An 18,654-nucleotide genomic window follows, 5' to 3' on the forward strand; every position below is an offset into this window, starting at 1 on the left:
TGAGGCCCCCGGCCTTCTGTCTGCTTACTCTCTGGCGAGCGTCCCTCTGTCCGTGGCAATCCACTCTGTGGCGGCTGCCCGACCGCCCGAGGGCGGCCACTGGACGCGAACGCCTCCGGGGCGCACATCCAGGATGAGGCCGAGCAGATACCGGCCGGAGCTGTCCCGGGTGGTCGAGTTCCACTGCCGACCGACCCAGGTGGAGGGCGGCTGCTCGGCGTAGCGGTCATGGGTGAAGCTGTTCATGGTGATCTCCTGCGACTGCGGTGGCGGCATCGGGGCTGTGCTGTCGGGGCGAGCGGCATCCCGTCACGGAGGGCGAGGCGGCAACGGTCGTCCGCCGAGGCCCGTCGGCCGTCGAGCTGGGGGGCTGGTCTCCCGGTGTCGGGTCATAGCGCTTCCCCGTTCCATCCGCGGCTGTCGCGCACCAGGCCGGTCGAGGCCCAGAGCCGGACGTCGGACGGCCGGTAGCACCGCATCCCACGGAAGTCCTCGGTGTACCTAGGGCCGACGCCGGCGGCACCCAGTTCCCGCAGGTCCGAGGTCGTGATAGCGAGGTAGGAGGCCGCCTCGTCCACTGACCACCAGGGGCGGCGGGTCACGCTGCTCAGCCGCTTCATCGCCCGCTCCCCGCGTCGGAGGATCGGGTTTCCAGCCACTGCTGCACATCGCGCGGGTCGTACCGCCGGTGCCTGCCCACCTTGTAGGAGCGCGGGCCGGTCCCCTTCCAGTTCATCTGGTAGATCGACTGCGTCGGCACGCCCAGGAACTTCGCGAGCTCCTGCAAGGTCCACAACCTGTCCGTACTCATGAGTACTCACATTCATCGCGTTCGTCGTTTCGACAACTTATGCTGTCGTTTGAACAACCGAGATGAGCATCGGCCAGACCGGGCCAGCTTGTCAATATGACTTCATTACTTGTCATTTCGACAAGCATTGCGCCAGAGATGGCATTCCGCAGAGGCATGGCGGTCACTGCCTGTCGAATCGGCGCGTGAGCGGGAGCTTGCGGCTGTCGATTGCACAATCGAGAGACGATGGGTAGAGTCGCCGATACGACAAGCAAGGAGGGCAGATGTCCAGCGGCTCAGCTCCACTGACACTGTCGGTGAGCGATGCGGCAGCAGTCCGACTGCGGGAAGCCAGAACTCGACGCGGGTGGACCAGCAAGCAACTGGCCGATGCCTGTGGCGCGGCCGGCGCGGTCAAGCTGACAGCCGCCGTGCTGGCCAACATCGAAACCGGCAGGAGGGACTCGGACGGCGTTCGACGGCGTGAGTTGTCGATCGACGAACTCGTGGTTCTGGCAGTGGTATTGGATATTTCGCCGATCCACCTGCTGGGCCTGCCCGACAGCGCCGAGCCGGGGACGAAGCTTCAGCTGACTCCCGAATTGGCCTTCAGCGACAGTGAGTTGCTACTGGAGTGGTTCCGCGGGCAGACAGCTTTGCCCCAGAGCGACTCCCGGCAGTTCTACTCAGCGGCCCTCCAGCGGATGCCGGCCGACGAAGGCCAGCAGGCCATCGCCGACCTCACCCGCTCGGTGCTCCAGGACAGGGCCGCCGCCTTGTCGGAGTCCTTCAACTCGGAGATGGCAGCGACTCTGGAGAAGATCAACGCTGCGGTTCAATCGGGCGCGAGCCCGGAGGAACTTGCCGCCCTACTCAGGCCGGGCGAGACCGGCCCCAAGTAGGCCCTGCGTCACCCCGGCGTCCGGCACGGCCGCGACGCCAGTTCAGCGAACCCGATTGCGAGACCAAGCGGTCCCGCACCCGCACGGGCAGAGAAGAGGACACGAAATGGCATGCACGATTCAACGATTGGCAGAAGATCATGCTCCCCGCTCGAACCGAGGACCGCGCTAAGCACGCGGATTACCAGCTGGCCGTCACGCGCGCTCGTGCAGTTGGCCGCACACCGCCGGCCCGCTACCGCGTCCGCTGGCGCGACGAGACAGGCTCTCTCCGAAGCTTGAGCCTGCCCACCCGGCTCCTCGTGCAGGCCACGCAAGACGACATCACCCACAACTGGGTGCCGTTGTCGCTCAACCGCCTCATTGACCCCTGGTCCACAATCCCGGTGATGCCCCCCCGGCTCGGACCGCCGCAGCTCCCCAGCCGGTTGGCCGCTCGACCTACACGCTGCCGCATCTCGGAACCAGGCTTGCCATCACGATCACGCGAGCGAATGTCGAGGGTCCGGTGTCACTGCGCGCCCCTGCGGCCCGATGTGTGCTGCAACGGCAAAGGCCCCCCGTCGTATCGACAGGAGGGCATCTGGCCAGGCAGTTTGCCGTTCCCCCTGGCCTGAACCAGGTGATGGGAGCCGCCTTACAAAGCCAGGCCGACTACCTCTGGAGGTTGACCGGCCCAGCCCTCAGTACCGCTGTGCGCCCGGCAGGATTCGAACCTGCGACCCTTCGCTTAGGAGGCGAACGCTCTATCCCCTGAGCTACGGGCGCTTGCACCTTCGCCCTGCGAGACAGGCGCGAAGCATGGACGCGTCCGCATGCGGTCGCCCTCGGGCCATGCTACCGGTTGCGGCGGCAGCCTTGGACGAGAGTTACCGAGGTGGGCGCCAATCACCCCGGATGCCCGCTGGCGCAGCAGTGCCAAGCAGTACAGAGGTGCGGTGTCTGATGATGCATCCGCCGCACTGAGCACATAACCACCCCCCTTGCCAGGACGGGGCAGCACGCTGCTCCCCCGCCGCACCTGGCAAGAGGGTCATCCAATTCTCTGTCATGTACATATCAAAGCAAGGTGCAGCCCATGGCCCGCGTATGGATCGAAGACCGCAACGACCAGCCCGACTACAGAGAGGCGCTGGAGAAGGCCAAGAAGAACAAGCAGCAGGGTCCGGGGCGCTACCGCGTCCGCTGGTATGACCAAGGCAACAACGAACGCCAGAAGACCTTCCGCAAGAAGGGCATGGCCGACGACTACCGAGACGAGATCGCCAAGCGACTTGGCGATGGCAGCTACCGCGACCCCGCTGCCGGCCGCGCGACCGTCGCCGCAGTGGCAGAGGACTGGTACACCGCTCAGATCAACTGGGCGCGCTCCACCCGTGCGCGCTACCGGGGGGTCCTGGACAAGCACGTCCTCCCGCGATGGGGTACAACTCCTGTCTCCCGCATACAGTTTGACGACATCGCTCAGTGGATGTCTCAGCTGCTCAAGGAGTCCACGGAGGCGGAGAAGCCGCTCAGCCCGGCTGCCTTGAAGAAGATCCACCTCGTACTGAAGAGCGTCCTCGGGTACGCGGTCCGGTCGAACAGGATCGCCTTCAACCCTGCGATCGGCGTGCCGCTGCCGAAGCACCAGCCGAAAGAGCACGTGTACCTGGACAACCTTCAGGTGGAGGCTCTGGCCAATGCTGCTGGCGAATACCGGCTGCTGGTCCTCTTCCTCGCATACACGGGCGTGCGCTGGGGCGAAGCGACGGCGATCCGCATCAAGCGGGTTGACCTGGCCGCGAGACGAGTCCGAATCTCGGAAGCCTGGGCATACGACCATGAGCTCTACCTGAGCACAACCAAGACCCACGCAAGCCGTACGGTGCCCATTCCGGCATTCCTCGCCAAGGAGCTGACAGCCCTCGTGGAGGGGCGAGATGGCGAGGAGCTTCTGTTCACCGCTCCACGCGGCGGCACCGTGATGGTCAGGAACTTCGTCCGCCGCAACTTCAACAAGGCGATCACCACAGCCGGCCTGGACGGCATGGGGATCACTCCGCACAAGCTCCGGCACACCGCGGCTTCCCTCGCCATCGCCAGCGGCGCCAACCCGAAGATCGTGCAGACGATGCTCGGCCACAAGACCGCCACGATGACGTTGGACGTCTACGGGCACCTTTGGCCGGACAGCCTGGACGAGGTTGCCGACCGCATGGACGAGCAGAGGAGGACCCTTCTCGCCCAGGCGCGGAAGCGCGCCGAAGAGGCTGCCGCGGAGGCGGCAAGGCTGGCGGCCGAACTCGCCGAACTCGAACAGGCGGCCTGATCTCTCTCGTTGTCATCCGGGCGAAATCCGGGCGCTGAGCGCTCTGGTGGTGGTAACTGCGCGTTACGTGGCCTCTGACCTGCACGTTCTCTGGCCGGGGAGGCTCCTGGGGCCGCATGACACAGGCTTTAGGAGAGCTGTGCTCTATCCCCTGAGCTACTGGGGCCGACACGACGGGTGACAGCCTAGCCGATGCCGTCGCTGCGCTGCCTGCACCCGAAGCGCGCTGCCCCGAAGCGGTGCCGGGGCCGCGCTAGAGCTTCGCCACTGCCTTGGCCGCGGCCTGCTTCATGCGGTCCCAGGGGAGGTCGCCGGCGGTCTCGGCGCCCACGTAGAGGATGCAGACGGTGCTGCCCTTCGTCTGGACGGCGAACTCGCCCTCGGCGCGGGAGCCGGCCGGGAGTTTGCTGTTGCGGTCGGGGCCGGAGGCGTTGTTGGTGATGGACCACTGGCCCGGGCCGCGGGAGACGACGCTGGCGGCCGGCAGGACGTTGTCCTGGGCGCACTGGCCGATCCAGGTGTCGAGGCGGGCGGCGGCCTCGTTGGCGGCGGCGGGGGTGGCGAAGTCGGCGAGCAGCTCGGCGGCGTAGTAGAAGACGAACTTGCCGCCGGGGTGGGTGGCCTGGCGGTAGGTCCGGTAGGCCTGTGAGCGGGCGCCCAGGTCGTCCAGCGGCCGGCGCAGGCAGGGCAGGTCGGAGGCGAGCCCGTAGCCGCTGTAGCTGGCGTCCTCCTGCCAGCTGTCGGTGCCGTCGACCAGCAGCGGCAGGTCGCCCGCCGACAGCAGGCGCGGGTCCTGTTCGGACGGGGCGTCAGGAGCCACCGGGGCCGGCTGCAGCGGTGTGCGGCCCGCCCCGATCACCGCCGTGGCCGCGGCGCCGGACCGGGTCGGCCCGCGGCGTCCCAGGTCCGCGGTGCTCGCCACCGTCGCCACCACCGCGGCGCCGCCGAGCACCGCGCTGACGCCGCGACGTATCCACCTGTGCACCAGGACCCCTTCCACCCGCGTGCCTGGACGCCTGGACGGTATCCGGCCGCGCTCCGCGATGACCAGGCCAACGGCTGTCATCGGCTGGTCAGGCAGCGATCGTAATCGGGCAGGAGGGCACGGCGCACAGTCGCGGTCGGCGGCCGGTCGGGGGCCGGTGGGCAGCAGGTGGACACCTGGTGGACGTTCGGCGGCGGTGCGGTACCGGCCCGGTCGGGTCGAACCGGCCGGGCAGCGGGTTGACGGGGTGTTCGGATCCGGTGTCCGGCGAACGGAGGCCGGATCAGGTCGTTCCCGGGGAGCCTGCTCCCGGCCCTCCGAACGATCCGGTACCCTGCCCCGACGCCGGGCCGGGTTACCGGACAGCCGCTTCGGGTCGCTACCATCGGCAGAGTCACCGGACACCGCGATTCTGCAGTGGCCGCGGTTCGAAACCCCCGAAAGGCTCGTACGTGACTGCGCCCCAGGAGCACTCCTTCGCCGACCTCGGCAAGGTGCTGGTCATCATCCCGACCTACAACGAGGCCGAGAACGTCGAACGGATCGTCTCCCGGGTCCGGGCTGCCGTTCCCGAGGTGCACGTCCTGGTCGCGGACGACAACAGCCCGGACGGCACCGGCGAGATGGCCGACAAGATCGCCGAGCAGGACGGCAACGTCCACGTCATGCACCGCAAGGGCAAGGAAGGCCTCGGGGCCGCCTACCTGGCCGGTTTCCGCTGGGGCATCGACAACGGCTACGACGTGCTGGTCGAGATGGACGCCGACGGCTCGCACCAGCCGGAGGAGCTGCACCGCCTGCTGACCGCGCTGCGCGGCGCCGACCTGGTGCTGGGCTCGCGCTGGGTGCCGGGCGGCAAGGTGGTCAACTGGCCCAAGTCCCGCCTCTTCCTCTCCCGCGGCGGCTCGACCTACTCGCGCCTGATGCTGGGCGTGCCGATCCGGGACGTCACCGGCGGCTACCGGGCCTTCCGCAAGGAGACCCTGCTGGGCCTGGGCATGGACGAGGTGGCCTCGGCCGGCTACTGCTTCCAGGTCGACCTGGCGTTCCGCTCGGTCCGGGCCGGCTTCAAGGTCGCCGAGGTCCCGATCACCTTCGTGGAGCGCGAGCACGGCGCTTCCAAGATGAGCCGCAACATCGTCTTCGAGGCGCTCTGGCGGGTCACCGTCTGGGGCGTCCAGGCCCGCCTGGGCAAGAAGAAGTAGCAGCCAGGACAGCAGTGCGGCGGCCGGTCCCCGGGTGGGGGCCGGCCGCTTCGTCGTTGCCCGGGCCGGGGCCCGGTCGGCGGCGCCCCGGGTGCGCGGCTCCGCGGCCCGGGTGAGCATGTGAGCACCGGTGGGCGGCAGAGGGAGTCGGCGTGGGGCGGTGGTCCAGGGCCCGCGAGCGCGGCCAGGAGCTGCGCGAGCGGGCCGAGCAGCTGCCGGGTCAGGTGCCGCTGCTGGCCCGGGCGCTGGCCCAGCTGCTGCGGGTGAACGTGCTGGACAACGCGACCCGGCTGGCCGCCCAGGCGTTCCTGACCGCACTGCCCGCGCTGCTGGTGCTCTCGGTGGTGGCGCCCGCCGCGGTGCGCGAGGGCATGGTCCGCAGCCTGCACCACCAGCTGGGGCTGAGCGGCGAGGCGCAGCAGCAGGTGCAGCAGCTGCTGGCCAGTCACCAGGGCGAGGAGGCGAACTCCTTCGGGGTGGTCGGCGCGCTGGTCACGCTGCTCTCGGCGACCGCGCTGGCCAGGGCACTGCAACGGGTCTGCGAGCGGGCCTGGGAGCTGCCCAAGGGGAAGGCCACGGTGGCGGCCTGGCGCTGGCTGGTCTGGCTGGGGGTCTGGCTCGGCTACCTGGTGCTGGCCGGGACGATCCGCGGCGGCTTCGGCCTCGGCTGGTGGCTGGGAGTGCCGCTGACCTTCCTGGTGAGCACGCTGCTCTGGTGGTGGACCCAGCACCTGCTGCTCGGCGGCCGGCTGGCCTGGGCGCCGCTGCTGCCGGGCGCGCTGCTTGCGGGGGTGGCGATGACCGGACTCGGCACGGCCGGCCAGGTCTACCTGCCGCGGGCGGTGGCCCGCAGCATCGCCCAGTTCGGGCCGCTGGGCGTGGTCTTCACGCTGCTCTCCTGGCTGATCGCCGGTTTCGCGGTGCTCACCTTCGCGCTGGTGCTCGGCCGGGTGGTGGCCGAGGAGCCGACGGTGGCCCGACTGCTCGGGCCGCCGCCGGCCGGGCCCACGAAGCCGGGGCTCAGCCCAGACGGGTGAGCCTGGACAGGATGGACGGCGGGGCCAGGTCGCGCTGCACGGTGACCGGTACCTCCACCTGGTTCGGGCCGCTGCCCGCCACCAGGGTGCCGACCTGGGTGCCGGCCGCGGCGCTGTGCCCGATCGGGCCGGCCTGCTGCAGGCTCAGCTGCACCCTGGTGCCGGCGATGCCCGGGACCGTCAGGTCCTTCGCCGCCACCAGCGGGACCTGGCCGCCCAGGCCGTCGTCCAGGTGGCCGACCACCTCGCCCTGCTTGGCCAGGGTCTGGCCGGCCACCGCGCCCTGCGCGGCCGTGATGACCCGCAGGCTGACGCTCTGGGCGGCCCGCAGCAGGTCGTCCCCGCCACCGGGCTGCTGGCCCAGGGTGACGCCGAGCAGCAGTTGCTGGGCGCCGCCGACGTCCTTGACGGCGGCCCACATCAGGCAGCTGCCCGCCGGCGAGCTGGAGCCGGTCTTGGTGCCGATCACGCCGTGGTTGCCGGAGAGCAGGTAGTTGGTGTTGGAGATCTTCGTGCCGGCGATCAGCGCGGAGGGCTCGGCCACGATCTGCCGGAAGATCTCGTCCTGCATCACCTGCTCGGCCAGCTTGAGCTGGTCCTTGGCGGTGCTCTTGGTGCCGGCGTTGTAGCCGGCCGGGTCGGCGTAGCTGGTGTGGGTCATGCCGAAGGCGGCGGCCTGCTCGTTCATCCGCTTGACGAAGGCGTCCTCCGAGCCGGAGTCCCAGCGCGCCAGCAGCCGGGCGATGTTGTTGGCGCTGGGCAGCATCAGCATCTCCAGCGCCTCGTACTCGCTGATCTGCTGGCCCTCCACCACCTTGGCGGTGGACTGGTCGGCGTCGCCGGACTCCTGGGCGGCGGCCTTGTCCACCGTGAGGGTGGGGCCGGACTCGCCCTTGCGCAGCGGGTGGGCCTTGAGGATCAGGTAGGCGTTCATCACCTTGGTGACCGAGGCGATCGGCACCGGGGTCTCCGGACCGGAGCTGCCCATGCTGCCCAGGCCCACCGCCTCCACCGCGGCCTGGCCCTTGGCGGGCAGCGGCAGGACGGCCGGCTGGCCGCCGAAGGTGAAGGAGTCGGCGGCGGTCAGCCTGACCCGCGGCCCGGGCAGCGGGCGCAGCAGCTGGGCCGCGACCAGCACGCCGACCAGCAGGGCGAGCAGCAGGCTCCAGGTCAGCGCCCGCTTGGCGGCGCGGCGGACCTTGGACGGCGGCCGGGCGCTGAGCTGGGCCAGCGCCTCGATGGCCTCGTGGGTGTTCTCCGGGAACAGCACCGGGGGCGGCTCGGGGGCCGGCGGCGTGGCGGGCGGGCCGGCGGGGGCGGCCGGGGCGAGGGCGCCGACCAGCACCGGCTCGCGGGCGAACTCGGGCGTCCGGTCCAGCGAGGGCGTCCGGTCCAGCGAGGGCTCACGCTCGAGCGAGGGCCCGAGGTCGAACGAGGGCACGGGGGCCGCCGCCGGCGCCGGCTCGGATTCCGGTTCCGGTTCCGGCTCCGGCTCCGGCTCCGGCTCCGGGAGCGCGGCGGGCTCCGCCGCCACCGCGGACCGCGGCGCGACCGGGTCGACCGGCGCCCGCTCGGCTGACGCCGGCTCAACCTCCGCAGCCGCCGCAGCCGGTGACGCCGCCTCGGCCGGCGGCCCGTCACCCGTCTCGCTGTCCGACACCCTGTCGTCCCGGATCGCGAGACGCGGATCCACGACCGGCGACTCCTCCGCTCCCGCCGCCGACTCCGGCTCCCCCTCGGGATCCGGCATCCGCAGGAAGGTGGTCAGGTTGTCCGCACTCTGGACACGCAGCTGGACGGTGGACCCGCCCTTCGCCCCGTCGCCCGCCGCCGCCCCGGACTCCTCCGGACCCTGCTTCTGCTCCGGGGCCTCGCCCACGTCTCCCGACCTCCTCGTTCGTCTTCGCTCGTTCGTCATCGCTCGTACACCGCCGCCCGGTTGTCACGAGCGGGCCGGCGGCCCAGGGCCGCCGGTCGGGCACCCGTTACAGTCTCCGCCACGACGCCCGGATCCCGGTCCGCCACACCCCGTCCGACCGGCGGTTATTCCCCGCATCCGCCCCGTCGGGAGCACAGACGTACCGCCGCCGACGCACGGTTCCCCGCAATTGGCGGGACGGACAGGAGTTCCCGCCTCAAGGTCACGATTCGGAGGCGTACTCGACAAGTCCGTGTGAGAGGCGTCACGCTGTCTTTCATCCACGCGGGGAGGCTTGGATGGGCAAGAGCCGTAGAACAATTCCCGAGGAACTTTTGCTGCTCGCCTTGGACCCGACCACGGGTACCACCGCGCAGCCGCAGACCCTCGACCTCGGACTCGCCGGGGCACAGCTCGTCGAGCTGTCCCTGGCCGGACGGATCGTCCCGGACGGGGACCGGATCGCCGTGGTGCTGCCACGGCCGACCGGCGACCCCACCCTGGACCACGCGCTGGAACTGCTGCGCCGTCGCGGCAGCCCGGTGCGTGCGGCGCACTGGATCGGCGGGCCCCGACTGGGGCTGCGGCAGACCTACCTGGCGCACCTGGAACGGTGCGGCATGGTGGCGGCCGTCGCCGGTCAGGTGTGCGGGGTCCTGCCGACAACGCGGTACCAGGCGTCGGACGACTGTACGAACGCGGCCATCAAGCAGCGTCTCGACACGGCCATCCGCACCGGTGTGCCGCCGGACCCCAGAACGGCCGCACTGGCCGCACTGGCGCACGCCGTCGGCCTGGGCAAGCACTTGTACCCCGGAAACGAGGGCCGGTCCTCAAGGTCGCGACTGCGCGACCTGATCCGCTACGACCCGCTCGGCGGGATGGTCGCGCACGCCGTCATGGACGTGCAGAACGGCCTGCCGGCCCAGCAGAACCGCACCGCCGGGCGCGCCCCGGCCCCCCGGCACGGCGGCGAACCGGCACTGCGCGGTCGCCCCCAGGCCGAGGCACCCAGTCGGGTCGGCGTCCACTGACCCGGCGCCGGTCCGGCCCCGGCCGGACCGGCTGGTCCGCAGCACTGCCCACGGGGCGGTCGCTCCGCAGTACGGAGCGACCGCCCCGCCGCACTACCGGCGTGCACTACCACGTCCGCCCCCGTTCGCGCTGGAATATGCCGGAGTTGACCTGTCGTCGGCACATTCCCGGGCGGGCGGACCGGCCCAGCTGGCATGCTGCTGGGAGCCGGGAGCCTGGGGAGCCGGTCCTGCACGACCGACCCTGCCCGAGGTTCCCACCACCGAGGTACGCCGGAGGTCAGCCGTGTCCGCCAGCATCAATCCCACCGTCCGCCGCCGCCGGTTGGGCGCGGAGCTGCGCCACCTCCGCGAGCAGCGCGGCATGACCGCCGAGGACGTCGCGGAGCGCCTGATGGTCTCCCAGTCGAAGATCAGCCGACTGGAGAACGGCCGCCGCAGCATCAGCCCGCGGGACGTGCGCGACCTGTGCGACCTCTACGAGGTGACCGACCCGCGGATGCGCGAGAGCCTGATGGAGATGGCCCGCGAGTCCAAGCTGCGCGGCTGGTGGAACGAGTTCGGCGACATCCCGTACAGCGTCTACATCGGCCTGGAGGCGGCGGCCTTCTCGATCCGCAGCTACGAGTCCTCCTTCGTGCCGGGCCTGCTGCAGACCCGCGAGTACGCCGAGGCGGTGCTGAACGGCACCCAGCCGGACACCGGGCAGGACGCGATCCGCAACCGGGTCGAGGTCCGGATGAAGCGGCAGGGCCGGCTCACCGGCGAGGACCAGCTGTCCAGCTTCTGGTCCGTGATAGACGAGGCGGTGCTCTCCCGCGAGGTGGGCGGCCCGCAGGTGATGGGGGCTCAGCTGCGCCGGCTGCTCGAGGTGAGCGAGCAGGCCAACGTCAACATCCAGGTGATCCCGTTCCAGTACGGTGCCCACCCCGGCATGACCGGGACATTCTCCCTGCTGGAGTTCCCGGAGTCAGCCGATTCCACGGTCGTCTACTTCGAAGGAGTGACGAGCGACCTCTACCTGGAGAAGGAGAACGACGTCCGCCGCTATACCGGTCTCTACGACCACCTGCGTGCGGCGGCCTTCGGAGTCGCCGAGTCCCGGTCGCTGATCACCACTTATGCGGAGGCGTACGAGAATGCGAACCAAGGCCCTGAGCGCTGAAGCCGGTTGGCGCAAGAGCAGTCACAGTGGGCCGAACGGCAACTGTGTCGAGGTCGCCCGGCCCGGCTCCTCGGTCGTGGCCGTGCGGGACTCCAAGGACCCGGCGGGTCCGCGGCTGGCCTTCTCCCCCGCGGCCTGGCTGGCCTTCGCCGCCGCCGCGGGCGGCGGAGGTCTGGGCAGCACCGGCTGACCGGCCCCACCCGTCTGGTGCCCAGGGCCTACCCGACCGGGTAGCGCTCGCGCCAGGCGGGCCCGGCGGCCGGGCCGTGCAGCTCGGCGCCGTGGCTCAGCTCCAGCACCAGGTCGTCGGCCAGCTGCAGGATGGTGCCGCGCCCCTCCAGTTCGGCCAGCCACTCGGCGGGCAGCGCCGTCTCCCCGTGCAGCGCGCCCAGCAGACTGCCGCAGACCGTCCCGGTGGAGTCGCTGTCCCCGGAGTGGTTGACCGCCAGCAGCAGCCCCGCCCGGACGTCCTCGGCCACCAGCGCGCAGTAGACCCCGATCGCCAGCGCCTCCTCGGCCACCCAACCCTCGCCCAGGCCGGCCACCCGCTCCGGTGACGGCTCGCCGGCCCGCACCGCGGCCAGCGCCGCCCGCAATGCCGCCGCCGTCTCCTCGTGCCCGTCCCGGTCGGCCAGCAGCGCGAGCGCCAGCTCCACCCCCTCTTCGACGGTGCCGCCGCGCACCACGGTGTGCACGATCACCGCGAAGGCACCGGCCGCCAGGTAGCCGGTGGGGTGACCGTGGGTCAGCACCGAGCACTCGACCGCCAGCTGCAGCACCAGGGCGGGCTCCCAGCCGAGCAGCAGCCCGAACGGGGCGGCCCGCATCACCGTGCCGCAGCCCTTGGAGTGCGGGTTCTTCGGGGCCGCCAGGGTGCCCAGCCGGTCGGCGTCCGGCCCGGACAGTCCGGACAGGCAGGCCGAGCCGGGCGCCCGCTGGGCGTACAGCCACTCCTCGCGGCCCAGCCAGCCGAGGTCCTTGCGGCGCTCGTCCGGCCCCCAGTCGCGCTGGGTGGCGGCCCAGCGCAGGTAGGCGTGGTGCACGTCGGTGGGCGGGTGCCAGCCGCCGTCCGCCTGGCGGACGTGGGCGCGGATCAGGCCGTCCACGGTGAACAGGGTCAGCTGGGTGTCGTCGGTGACGGTGCCGCGCCGACCGTAGGCCGGGACGTAGCCGGTGACCCCGTCCGGGCCGTGGTCGGTGCGGATCTTCTCCAGCGGGTCGAACTCGATCCCCGCGCCCAGTGCGTCGCCGATCGCCCCGCCGAGCAGCGCGCCGCGCACCCGACTGCGGTAGTCCTGCTGCTGGGCACGCGACCAGAGGGGTATCACCGCAGGCGGCCTTTCGGAAGAACGACGGACGAGGTTCGGCGGCACTGTAGTTCGACCCGCTCGCGATGGCGACCGGTTCGGTCGAACACGGCCGAATCTTCAACAGACTGTTGCCTCCCGGCCCGGTCGGCCGGGCTTAATCGGGTGCCCCGGCCGCCGGGGTTCTCCTACCATCGCGGAAACTCCGTTCCCCTCGGAAGGACACCCCGTGACCTCGGTACCCGCTCTGCACAGCCTCGTGGAAGACGCGATCTCGGCCGCCGCCGCCCGCGTCCTGCCGCGAGGAGCTGCCGGGCGCGACCCCCTGGTCCGGCCCAGCGAGCACGCCGACTTCCAGTCCAACCTGGCGCTGGCGCTGGCCAAGCAGGCCGGCCTGGCGCCCCGCGAGCTGGCCGCCCGGCTGCTGGCCGAGCTGGCCGACGGCCCGCTGGAGGCCGAACTGTCCGGGCCCGGGTTCCTCAACCTGACCGTGGGCCGGCAGGCGCTCTGGCAGCAGTTGGCCGCCCGCCTGGCCGACGACCGGCTCGGCGTCGGCACCCCGCTGGCCGGCACCCGGACCGTGGTCGACTACTCCGGCCCCAACATCGCCAAGGAGATGCACGTCGGCCACCTGCGGTCCACCGTGATCGGCGACGCGCTGGCCCGGGTGCTCGGCCACCTGGGCTCCGAGGTGGCCCGGCAGAACCACCTCGGCGACTGGGGCACCCAGTTCGGCATGCTCATCCAGTACCTGGAGGAGCACCCGCAGCCGGCCGGCATCGGGCTGGCCGAGCTGGACGAGCTCTACCGGGCCGGCCGGCAGGCCTTCGACGCCGACCCCGCCTTCCGGGAGCGGGCCCAGCGGCGGCTGGTCGCCCTGCAGTCCGGCGACCCGGCCACCCTCGCGGTGTGGCGGGAGCTGGTCGCGGCCTCCACCGAGGGGTTCCAGCGGCTCTACGACCGGCTTGGCGTGCTGCTCACCCCCGCGGACGTGGACGCCGAGTCCCGGTTCAACGACCAGCTGGACGGCGTGGTCGAGGAGCTGCGGGCGGCCGGGCTCGCGGTGGAGAGCGAGGGCGCGGTCTGCGTCTTCGTCGACGGCGTCGAAGCGCCACTGATCGTGCGGAAGAAGGACGGCGGCTACGGTTACCCGGCCACCGACCTGGCCACCCTGCGGCACCGGGTCGAGGTGCTGGCAGCCGACCGGATCCTGTACGTGGTGGACGCCCGGCAGGCGCTGCACTTCCGGCAGGTCTTCGCGGTGGGCCGGCTGGCGGGCTGGCTGCCGGACTCGGTCCAGGCGGTGCACGTCCCCTTCGGGATGGTGCTGGGGACGGACGGCAAGCCGTTCAAGACCCGGTCCGGCGGCACGGTCCGGCTGGCCGACCTGCTGGACGCCGCGATCGAGGGCGCCCGCACCGCGGTGGCCGAGCGGGAGACGGTGGACGAGGCGGTGGTCCGGGCGGCCGGGATCGGGTCGGTGAAGTACGCGGACCTGTCGAACGCGCGGACCAAGAACTACGTCTTCGACATCGACCAGATGACCTCGCTGGCCGGGAACACCGCGGTCTACCTGCAGTACGCGCACGCCCGGGTGCGCTCGATCCTGGCCCGGGCCGGCGCGGCGGAGCCGACCGTCGACCCGGCCGCGCCGATGGCCCCCGCCGAGCGCGCCCTGCTGCTCCACCTGGACGGCTTCGGCGCGGTCCTGGACGAGGTGGCCGACACCCTGGAGCCGCACCGGCTGACGGGGTACCTGTTCGCACTCGCCAAGGCGCTGACCGAGTTCTACGCCCAGTGCCCGGTGCTGAAGGCCGGGACCCCGGCGGTGCGGGCCAACCGGCTCGCCCTGTGCACCCTCACCGCCCGCACCCTGGTCCGGGGCCTGGGCCTGCTGGGCATCGAGGCGCCGGAGCGGATGTAGCGCAGGCACCGGGCGTGGCCCTGGGCCGGCGGGTTCCGCCGGCCCAGGGCCACACCGCTGTCACGGCGTCAGGCGGTTCGGGCCGCGGAACAGGAAGACCGCCTCGCGGATCGAGCCCAGGCCCAGCAGCACCATCAGCATCCGGGCCAGGCCCATCCCGAAGCCGCCGTGCGGGGGGCACCCGTACTGGAACGAGCGCAGGTAGTCCGCCAGCGGCTCGAGGGCCAGGCCCTTCTCCGCCGCCTGTGCCGCCAGCACCTCGTGCCGGTGCTCGCGCTGGGCGCCCGTGGTGACCTCCAGGCCCTTCCACAGCAGGTCGAAACTGAGCGTCAGGTCCGGCTGTCCCGCCGGGCGCGCGTGGTAGAACGGCCGGATGCTCGACGGGTAGTGGGTGACGAAGACGAACTCGTGCCCCGTCCGCTCGGCCAGCAGGGCGCAGAGCAGCCGCTCGCCCTCCGGGTCCAGGTCCGCCTTCTCGCCGCCCCGGTCCCAGCCGTGCGCGCGCAGCAGCTCCTGCGCCTCGGCCATGGTGATCCGCGGGAACGGCAGCTGGGGCACCACCACCTCGACGCCGAACTCGGCCCGGATCGCCGCACCGTGACGCTCGGCCACCAGAGCCAGGGCGTGCGCGATCATCGCCTCCTCGAAGGCCTGCACCTCCTCGGCGTCCCTGGTCCAGGCGAGTTCGACGTCGACGCCGGTGAACTCGGTCGCGTGCCGGGCGGTGAAGGAGGGCTCGGCCCGGAAGACCGGCCCGATCTCGAAGACCCGGTCGATGCCGGCCGCGATCGCCATCTGCTTGTAGAACTGCGGTGACTGCGCCAGGTACGCCTCGCCGCCGAAGTAGCCGAGCTTGAACACCTCGGCGCCGGACTCGGAGGCCGTCCCCATCAGCTTGGGCGTGTGCATCTCGGTGGCGCCCTGCGCGTGGGCGTACTCGCGCATCCCCGCCTCCAGGGTGGTCTGGACGGCGAAGAGCAGCTGGGCGGCGGGGCGGCGCCGGATGTCCAGGAACCGCCAGTCCAGCCGGTGCTCGATCCCTGACTGCTCGTCGACCGGCAGCGGCCCGGCGGCCCGCGCCAGCACCTCCACCGACTGCGGCACCAGCTCCAGGCCGCCCAGCTTGACCACGGGGTTGGCCACCACCGTCCCGGTCACCCGGACCGCCGTCTCGGTGCTCAGCCCGTCCAGCACCGCCTCCAGCTCACCGCCGTCCCGCCGGTACGTCAGCTGCACGGTGCCCGTGTGGTCCCGGACCAGGACGAACTGCATGGTGCTCTGCAGGCGGGAAGTCTGCACCCAGCCGCAGACCGTGACGGCCTGTCCGACGGCGGGAGGCAGCTCGCCGACCAGGGTGCGCTCAGTAGGGTGGATCATCGCAGTCCTCCACGGACCTCGGAATGATCCCTTGGAAGTGCGGGCGAGAAGGGTGACTCGCGGTACCACCGCACCTTCGCCGGCGCCTCGCGGGCCGGCCTCTTTCCGTGCAGACGCTCGGGAGTGTCTTCACCCGGGGCGCGAGACCGCCTTCCCAGCTGCCGGCGGCTCTCTGGACTCGCGTGCTCCCACGGCTACTCGTCTCCGTCGTCGCGTCGAGCACCGAGGTTAGGCCGTACCCGTAGGACGTGCAACGCGATTACAGCACCTCGTCGAGCTCGCGCAGCAGCTTGGCCTTGGCCCGGGCACCCACCATCGACTTCACCGGCTCGCCGCCGCGGAAGACGATCAGGGTGGGCATCGACAGCACCCCGTACCTGGCCTGGACCTGCGGGTTGCGGTCCACGTCCAGGGTGACCACCTTGATCCGGTGCGCCTGCTCGGCCGCCACCGACTCCAGCACCGGCGCGATCATCCGGCAGGGCGGGCACCAGTCGGCGGTGAAGTCCACCAGCACCGGCAGGTCACTGCCCAGCACCTCGTCGGCGAAGGTGTCGTCGGTCACTGCGGCAAGGTTGTCAGCCATGGTCCTCGTCCTCCCAGTCGGTGGTCAGCTCGCAGCGCGGGGAGGCGGGTGCGGCGGCCAACAGCTCGGCCTGGGCCAACTGCTGGGTCAGCTGCTCGCGCACCTCGCCGAGCCGGGCCAGGCAGTCGTCCAGTTCGGCCAGCTTGCGCCGGTACACCTCCAGCGAGGCCGGGCAGGCGTCCCCGGCCGAGTGGCCGGCCTGCAGGCACTCGACGAACGGGCGGGTGTCCTCCAGCTCGAAGCCGAAGTCCTGCAGCAGCCGGATCTGCCGGACGAGCCGCAAGTCCCGCTCGTCGTAGGCGCGGTAGCCGTTGCCGGTGCGCCCGGCGGTCAGCAGGCCGCGCGACTCGTAGTACCTCAGGGTGCGGGTGGTGGTGCCCGCCCGCTCGGCCAGCTCGCCGATCCGCATGCCCTCGACCTCCCGTGCTCGCGTGGGTACGACGGTAGACCTTGCCGCCGACGTCAAGGCCAGTGCGTTCGCGGGTCGGGGGTCAGCCGCGGAAGAGGTTGTGCCCCACGTCGGACGGGACCACGTCCTGCACCGGCTGGCTGTCCGGCCCCGGCACGTGCTCGCCCGGGATCGGCTCGTCACCGACCCGGTGCAGCAGCACCACCCCGTCCTTGGTCCAGATCTGCTGGTAGCCGTGGGTGAGCAGCAGCTGGATGCGGGCCGCCTGCTCGGTGTCGGTGGCGAACGGGAAGGACCGGTGGTTCGCGCGGATCAGCACGTAGTCCATCCCGCGCGGGGTCCGGTCGACCAGCACCACCTTGGTGCGCGAGGTGAGCCGCGGCACCGCCTGGTTGTCCGCCTCCACCGTGGCGCCGGTCGGGATCAGCCGGGTCGCCTGGACCAGCGCCGCCCCGCTGGTGCCCGCCTGCCACCAGGTCGGCACCACCAGCTGGAACAGCCCGAGCGGGACCGCCGCGGCCACCGTGAACGCCACCGTGGCCAGGCCGAGCCGCTGCGCCAGGCGGCGGCTGCCCTCCTGGCGGTACAGCCGGCCGAGCACCTCGATCGAGGCGGTGAGCAGGACCGGCCACAGGAAGGCGTCGTAGTGCCGGGCGATCGACCAGTGGTTGGGGTTGGTGGAGAGCAGCCGCTCGGCCAGCAGCGGCACCGCGCAGAGCGTGGTGAGCGAGCGCAGCGGGAGCAGGAAGAGGGTGCCGAAGAGCCAGAGCACCAGCAGCGGCTTGAGCGGGGCGTTGAACGCGCCGGTCAGCAGCAGCCACGGGTGGGTGAGCACATGGGTGGCGGCGCCGCCCATGTTCGGGCCGAGCTCCTGGTAGTTCCAGTAGTAGCCGGGCTGCCCGCCCATGGCCGGGATCAGCCAGGAGACCGCGGCCATGCTCAGCGTCGGGCCGAGGAGCAGGAAGACGAGGCCGGTGCGGTGGCCGGCCCGGTCGGCGGTGCGGCGGGCGCGCAGCAGCAGCACCAGGCCGTAGGCGCCGACCAGCAGCCCCAGGTCCTCCTTGGTGCAGCAGAGCAGCAGGGCCGCCACCGCCGCCGTGCCGTAGCGCCGGGCCAGGCCGCGCTCCAGCATCAGCAGCGTCAGCGGGACCGCGAAGGCCCCCTCGTGGAAGCCGCCGCGGGCCGAGGCGGTGAGCGGCCAGCCGAGCGCGAAGACCAGCGAGGCCAGGTCGGCTGCCCGCAGCCGGACGGCGGCCGGGGCCGCGGCGAAGGCGTGCGCGGTGATCCGGCGGACCACCGGAACCCCGGCGGCGAACAGCAGCGCCTGGGCGAGCAGCAGCGCGCGCGGGTCGTTCCAGATCCAGTAGACCGGGGCGGCCAGCGCCAGCACCGGCGAGAAGTGGTCGCCGAGCAGCGAGAAGCCGGGCGGGAACTCGTGGTGGTAGCTCTTCACGATCGAGACCGGCAGCTGGAAGTGCGCGTAGCCGCGCATCCCCTGGTCGAAGATCCCCAGGTCGAAGCCGCCGAGCTGGACCGAGGTCCAGCCCTGCAGCCCGATCGCGAAGCACAGGGTGAAGCAGAGCAGGCTGAACAGCACCGCCCGGGTGCGGCTGGACAGCACCGGCACCCTGCGGTCGCGGCTGGTGTCGGCCGTGGCGGGCCCGGTCGTCGGGGCCTGGGTCTGCGTGCTCAACTCGGTCT

At 71.7% G+C, this 18,654-nt stretch carries 17 protein-coding genes and 1 tRNA gene; 8 read left to right on the top strand and 10 right to left on the bottom strand.

Annotation, left to right across the window (positions count from 1 at the left end; genetic code table 11):
• Nucleotides 1–24: 24 nt before the first annotated feature.
• Nucleotides 25–246: a hypothetical protein gene (locus C7C46_RS11405; RefSeq protein WP_110668439.1), complete on the bottom strand. Its 222-nt coding sequence runs from the start codon at nucleotides 244–246 to the stop codon at nucleotides 25–27.
• 370 nt (nucleotides 247–616) lie between these two features.
• Nucleotides 617–811 (bottom strand): helix-turn-helix transcriptional regulator, encoded by a 195-nt coding sequence (locus C7C46_RS11415; protein WP_110668442.1) that lies wholly within the window; start codon nucleotides 809–811, stop codon nucleotides 617–619.
• Nucleotides 812–1,077: 266 nt separating this feature from the next.
• Here C7C46_RS11415 and C7C46_RS11420 point away from each other — a divergent pair, with 266 nt between their 5' ends.
• Nucleotides 1,078–1,695 (top strand): helix-turn-helix domain-containing protein, encoded by a 618-nt coding sequence (locus tag C7C46_RS11420; protein ID WP_110668444.1) that lies wholly within the window; start codon nucleotides 1,078–1,080, stop codon nucleotides 1,693–1,695.
• A 695-nt stretch (nucleotides 1,696–2,390) separates the two neighbouring features.
• On the opposite strand, the gene C7C46_RS11425 is transcribed toward C7C46_RS11420, so the two are convergent.
• Nucleotides 2,391–2,463, bottom strand: a tRNA-Arg gene (locus C7C46_RS11425).
• 310 nt (nucleotides 2,464–2,773) lie between these two features.
• Between C7C46_RS11425 and C7C46_RS11430 the strand changes: the two genes are divergently transcribed.
• Entirely contained in the window at nucleotides 2,774–4,006 is a 1,233-nt protein-coding gene (locus C7C46_RS11430; RefSeq protein WP_110668446.1) for a tyrosine-type recombinase/integrase, read from the top strand.
• Between the two features lie 253 nt (nucleotides 4,007–4,259).
• Here C7C46_RS11430 and C7C46_RS11435 read toward each other — a convergent pair whose 3' ends face one another.
• Nucleotides 4,260–4,991 carry a hypothetical protein gene (locus tag C7C46_RS11435; RefSeq protein WP_146259055.1) on the bottom strand — a complete coding sequence of 244 codons (732 nt, stop codon included), beginning with the start codon at nucleotides 4,989–4,991 and terminating at the stop codon, nucleotides 4,260–4,262.
• A 452-nt stretch (nucleotides 4,992–5,443) separates the two neighbouring features.
• Between C7C46_RS11435 and C7C46_RS11440 the strand changes: the two genes are divergently transcribed.
• Nucleotides 5,444–6,196: a polyprenol monophosphomannose synthase gene (locus C7C46_RS11440; protein WP_110668450.1), complete on the top strand. Its 753-nt coding sequence runs from the start codon at nucleotides 5,444–5,446 to the stop codon at nucleotides 6,194–6,196.
• Between the two features lie 152 nt (nucleotides 6,197–6,348).
• A complete protein-coding gene (locus tag C7C46_RS11445; RefSeq protein WP_110668452.1) occupies nucleotides 6,349–7,233 on the top strand; it encodes a YhjD/YihY/BrkB family envelope integrity protein in 885 nt (294 codons plus the stop codon).
• Here C7C46_RS11445 and C7C46_RS11450 read toward each other — a convergent pair.
• On the bottom strand, nucleotides 7,217–9,112 hold the full coding sequence (locus C7C46_RS11450) for a D-alanyl-D-alanine carboxypeptidase family protein (protein WP_110668453.1): 1,896 nt from the start codon (nucleotides 9,110–9,112) through the stop codon (nucleotides 7,217–7,219). The genes C7C46_RS11445 and C7C46_RS11450 overlap by 17 nt on opposite strands.
• A 338-nt stretch (nucleotides 9,113–9,450) precedes the next feature.
• On the opposite strand from C7C46_RS11450, the gene C7C46_RS11455 reads away from it, so the two are divergent.
• The 3 genes from C7C46_RS11455 to C7C46_RS11465 all read left to right on the top strand — a co-directional run bounded on the left by C7C46_RS11455 (nucleotide 9,451) and on the right by C7C46_RS11465 (nucleotide 11,540).
• Nucleotides 9,451–10,185, top strand: coding sequence for a GOLPH3/VPS74 family protein (locus tag C7C46_RS11455; protein WP_110668455.1), 735 nt, complete (start codon nucleotides 9,451–9,453; stop codon nucleotides 10,183–10,185).
• Between the two features lie 286 nt (nucleotides 10,186–10,471).
• Nucleotides 10,472–11,350: a helix-turn-helix domain-containing protein gene (locus tag C7C46_RS11460; RefSeq protein ID WP_110668456.1), complete on the top strand. Its 879-nt coding sequence runs from the start codon at nucleotides 10,472–10,474 to the stop codon at nucleotides 11,348–11,350.
• Nucleotides 11,325–11,540 carry a DUF397 domain-containing protein gene (locus C7C46_RS11465; protein WP_110668535.1) on the top strand — a complete coding sequence of 72 codons (216 nt, stop codon included), beginning with the start codon at nucleotides 11,325–11,327 and terminating at the stop codon, nucleotides 11,538–11,540. The genes C7C46_RS11460 and C7C46_RS11465 overlap by 26 nt, the downstream gene beginning before the upstream one ends.
• A gap of 28 nt (nucleotides 11,541–11,568) precedes the next feature.
• Here the strand turns inward: C7C46_RS11465 and C7C46_RS11470 are convergent, their stop codons facing one another.
• Nucleotides 11,569–12,678 (bottom strand): ADP-ribosylglycohydrolase family protein, encoded by a 1,110-nt coding sequence (locus C7C46_RS11470; protein WP_110668458.1) that lies wholly within the window; start codon nucleotides 12,676–12,678, stop codon nucleotides 11,569–11,571.
• Nucleotides 12,679–12,886: 208 nt separating this feature from the next.
• Here C7C46_RS11470 and argS point away from each other — a divergent pair, with 208 nt between their 5' ends.
• Nucleotides 12,887–14,581, top strand: a complete 1,695-nt coding sequence (argS, locus tag C7C46_RS11475; RefSeq protein ID WP_110668460.1) for an arginine--tRNA ligase — start codon at nucleotides 12,887–12,889, stop codon at nucleotides 14,579–14,581.
• Between the two features lie 60 nt (nucleotides 14,582–14,641).
• Here argS and aspS read toward each other — a convergent pair whose 3' ends face one another.
• The 4 genes from aspS to C7C46_RS11495 form a co-directional block, all read right to left on the bottom strand.
• A complete protein-coding gene (aspS, locus tag C7C46_RS11480) occupies nucleotides 14,642–15,958 on the bottom strand; it encodes an aspartate--tRNA(Asn) ligase (protein WP_110668461.1) in 1,317 nt (438 codons plus the stop codon).
• Between the two features lie 259 nt (nucleotides 15,959–16,217).
• A complete protein-coding gene (gene trxA, locus C7C46_RS11485; protein WP_110668463.1) occupies nucleotides 16,218–16,544 on the bottom strand; it encodes a thioredoxin in 327 nt (108 codons plus the stop codon).
• Nucleotides 16,537–16,953 (bottom strand): MerR family transcriptional regulator, encoded by a 417-nt coding sequence (locus tag C7C46_RS11490; protein ID WP_110668466.1) that lies wholly within the window; start codon nucleotides 16,951–16,953, stop codon nucleotides 16,537–16,539. Before C7C46_RS11490 ends, trxA begins: the two co-directional genes overlap by 8 nt.
• A gap of 82 nt (nucleotides 16,954–17,035) precedes the next feature.
• On the bottom strand, nucleotides 17,036–18,646 hold the full coding sequence (locus tag C7C46_RS11495) for a DUF2079 domain-containing protein (protein ID WP_110668468.1): 1,611 nt from the start codon (nucleotides 18,644–18,646) through the stop codon (nucleotides 17,036–17,038).
• Between the last annotated feature and the right edge of the window lie 8 nt (nucleotides 18,647–18,654).

Source organism: Streptomyces tateyamensis (genome assembly GCF_003205575.1).
Classification (GTDB): Bacteria; Actinomycetota; Actinomycetes; order Streptomycetales; family Streptomycetaceae; genus Kitasatospora; species Kitasatospora tateyamensis.

Excerpts from the sequence above, each read along its gene's own strand:
- C7C46_RS11405 (WP_110668439.1), bottom strand. The coding sequence starts at position 246 with ATGAACAGCTTCACCCATGACCGCTACGCCGAGCAGCCGCCCTCCACC.
- C7C46_RS11430 (WP_110668446.1), top strand. The coding sequence starts at position 2,774 with ATGGCCCGCGTATGGATCGAAGACCGCAACGACCAGCCCGACTACAGA.
- C7C46_RS11420 (WP_110668444.1), top strand. The coding sequence starts at position 1,078 with ATGTCCAGCGGCTCAGCTCCACTGACACTGTCGGTGAGCGATGCGGCA.
- C7C46_RS11490 (WP_110668466.1), bottom strand. The coding sequence starts at position 16,953 with ATGCGGATCGGCGAGCTGGCCGAGCGGGCGGGCACCACCACCCGCACC.
- C7C46_RS11455 (WP_110668455.1), top strand. The coding sequence starts at position 9,451 with ATGGGCAAGAGCCGTAGAACAATTCCCGAGGAACTTTTGCTGCTCGCC.
- C7C46_RS11415 (WP_110668442.1), bottom strand. The coding sequence starts at position 811 with ATGAGTACGGACAGGTTGTGGACCTTGCAGGAGCTCGCGAAGTTCCTG.
- aspS (WP_110668461.1), bottom strand. The coding sequence starts at position 15,958 with ATGATCCACCCTACTGAGCGCACCCTGGTCGGCGAGCTGCCTCCCGCC.
- C7C46_RS11465 (WP_110668535.1), top strand. The coding sequence starts at position 11,325 with ATGCGAACCAAGGCCCTGAGCGCTGAAGCCGGTTGGCGCAAGAGCAGT.
- trxA (WP_110668463.1), bottom strand. The coding sequence starts at position 16,544 with ATGGCTGACAACCTTGCCGCAGTGACCGACGACACCTTCGCCGACGAG.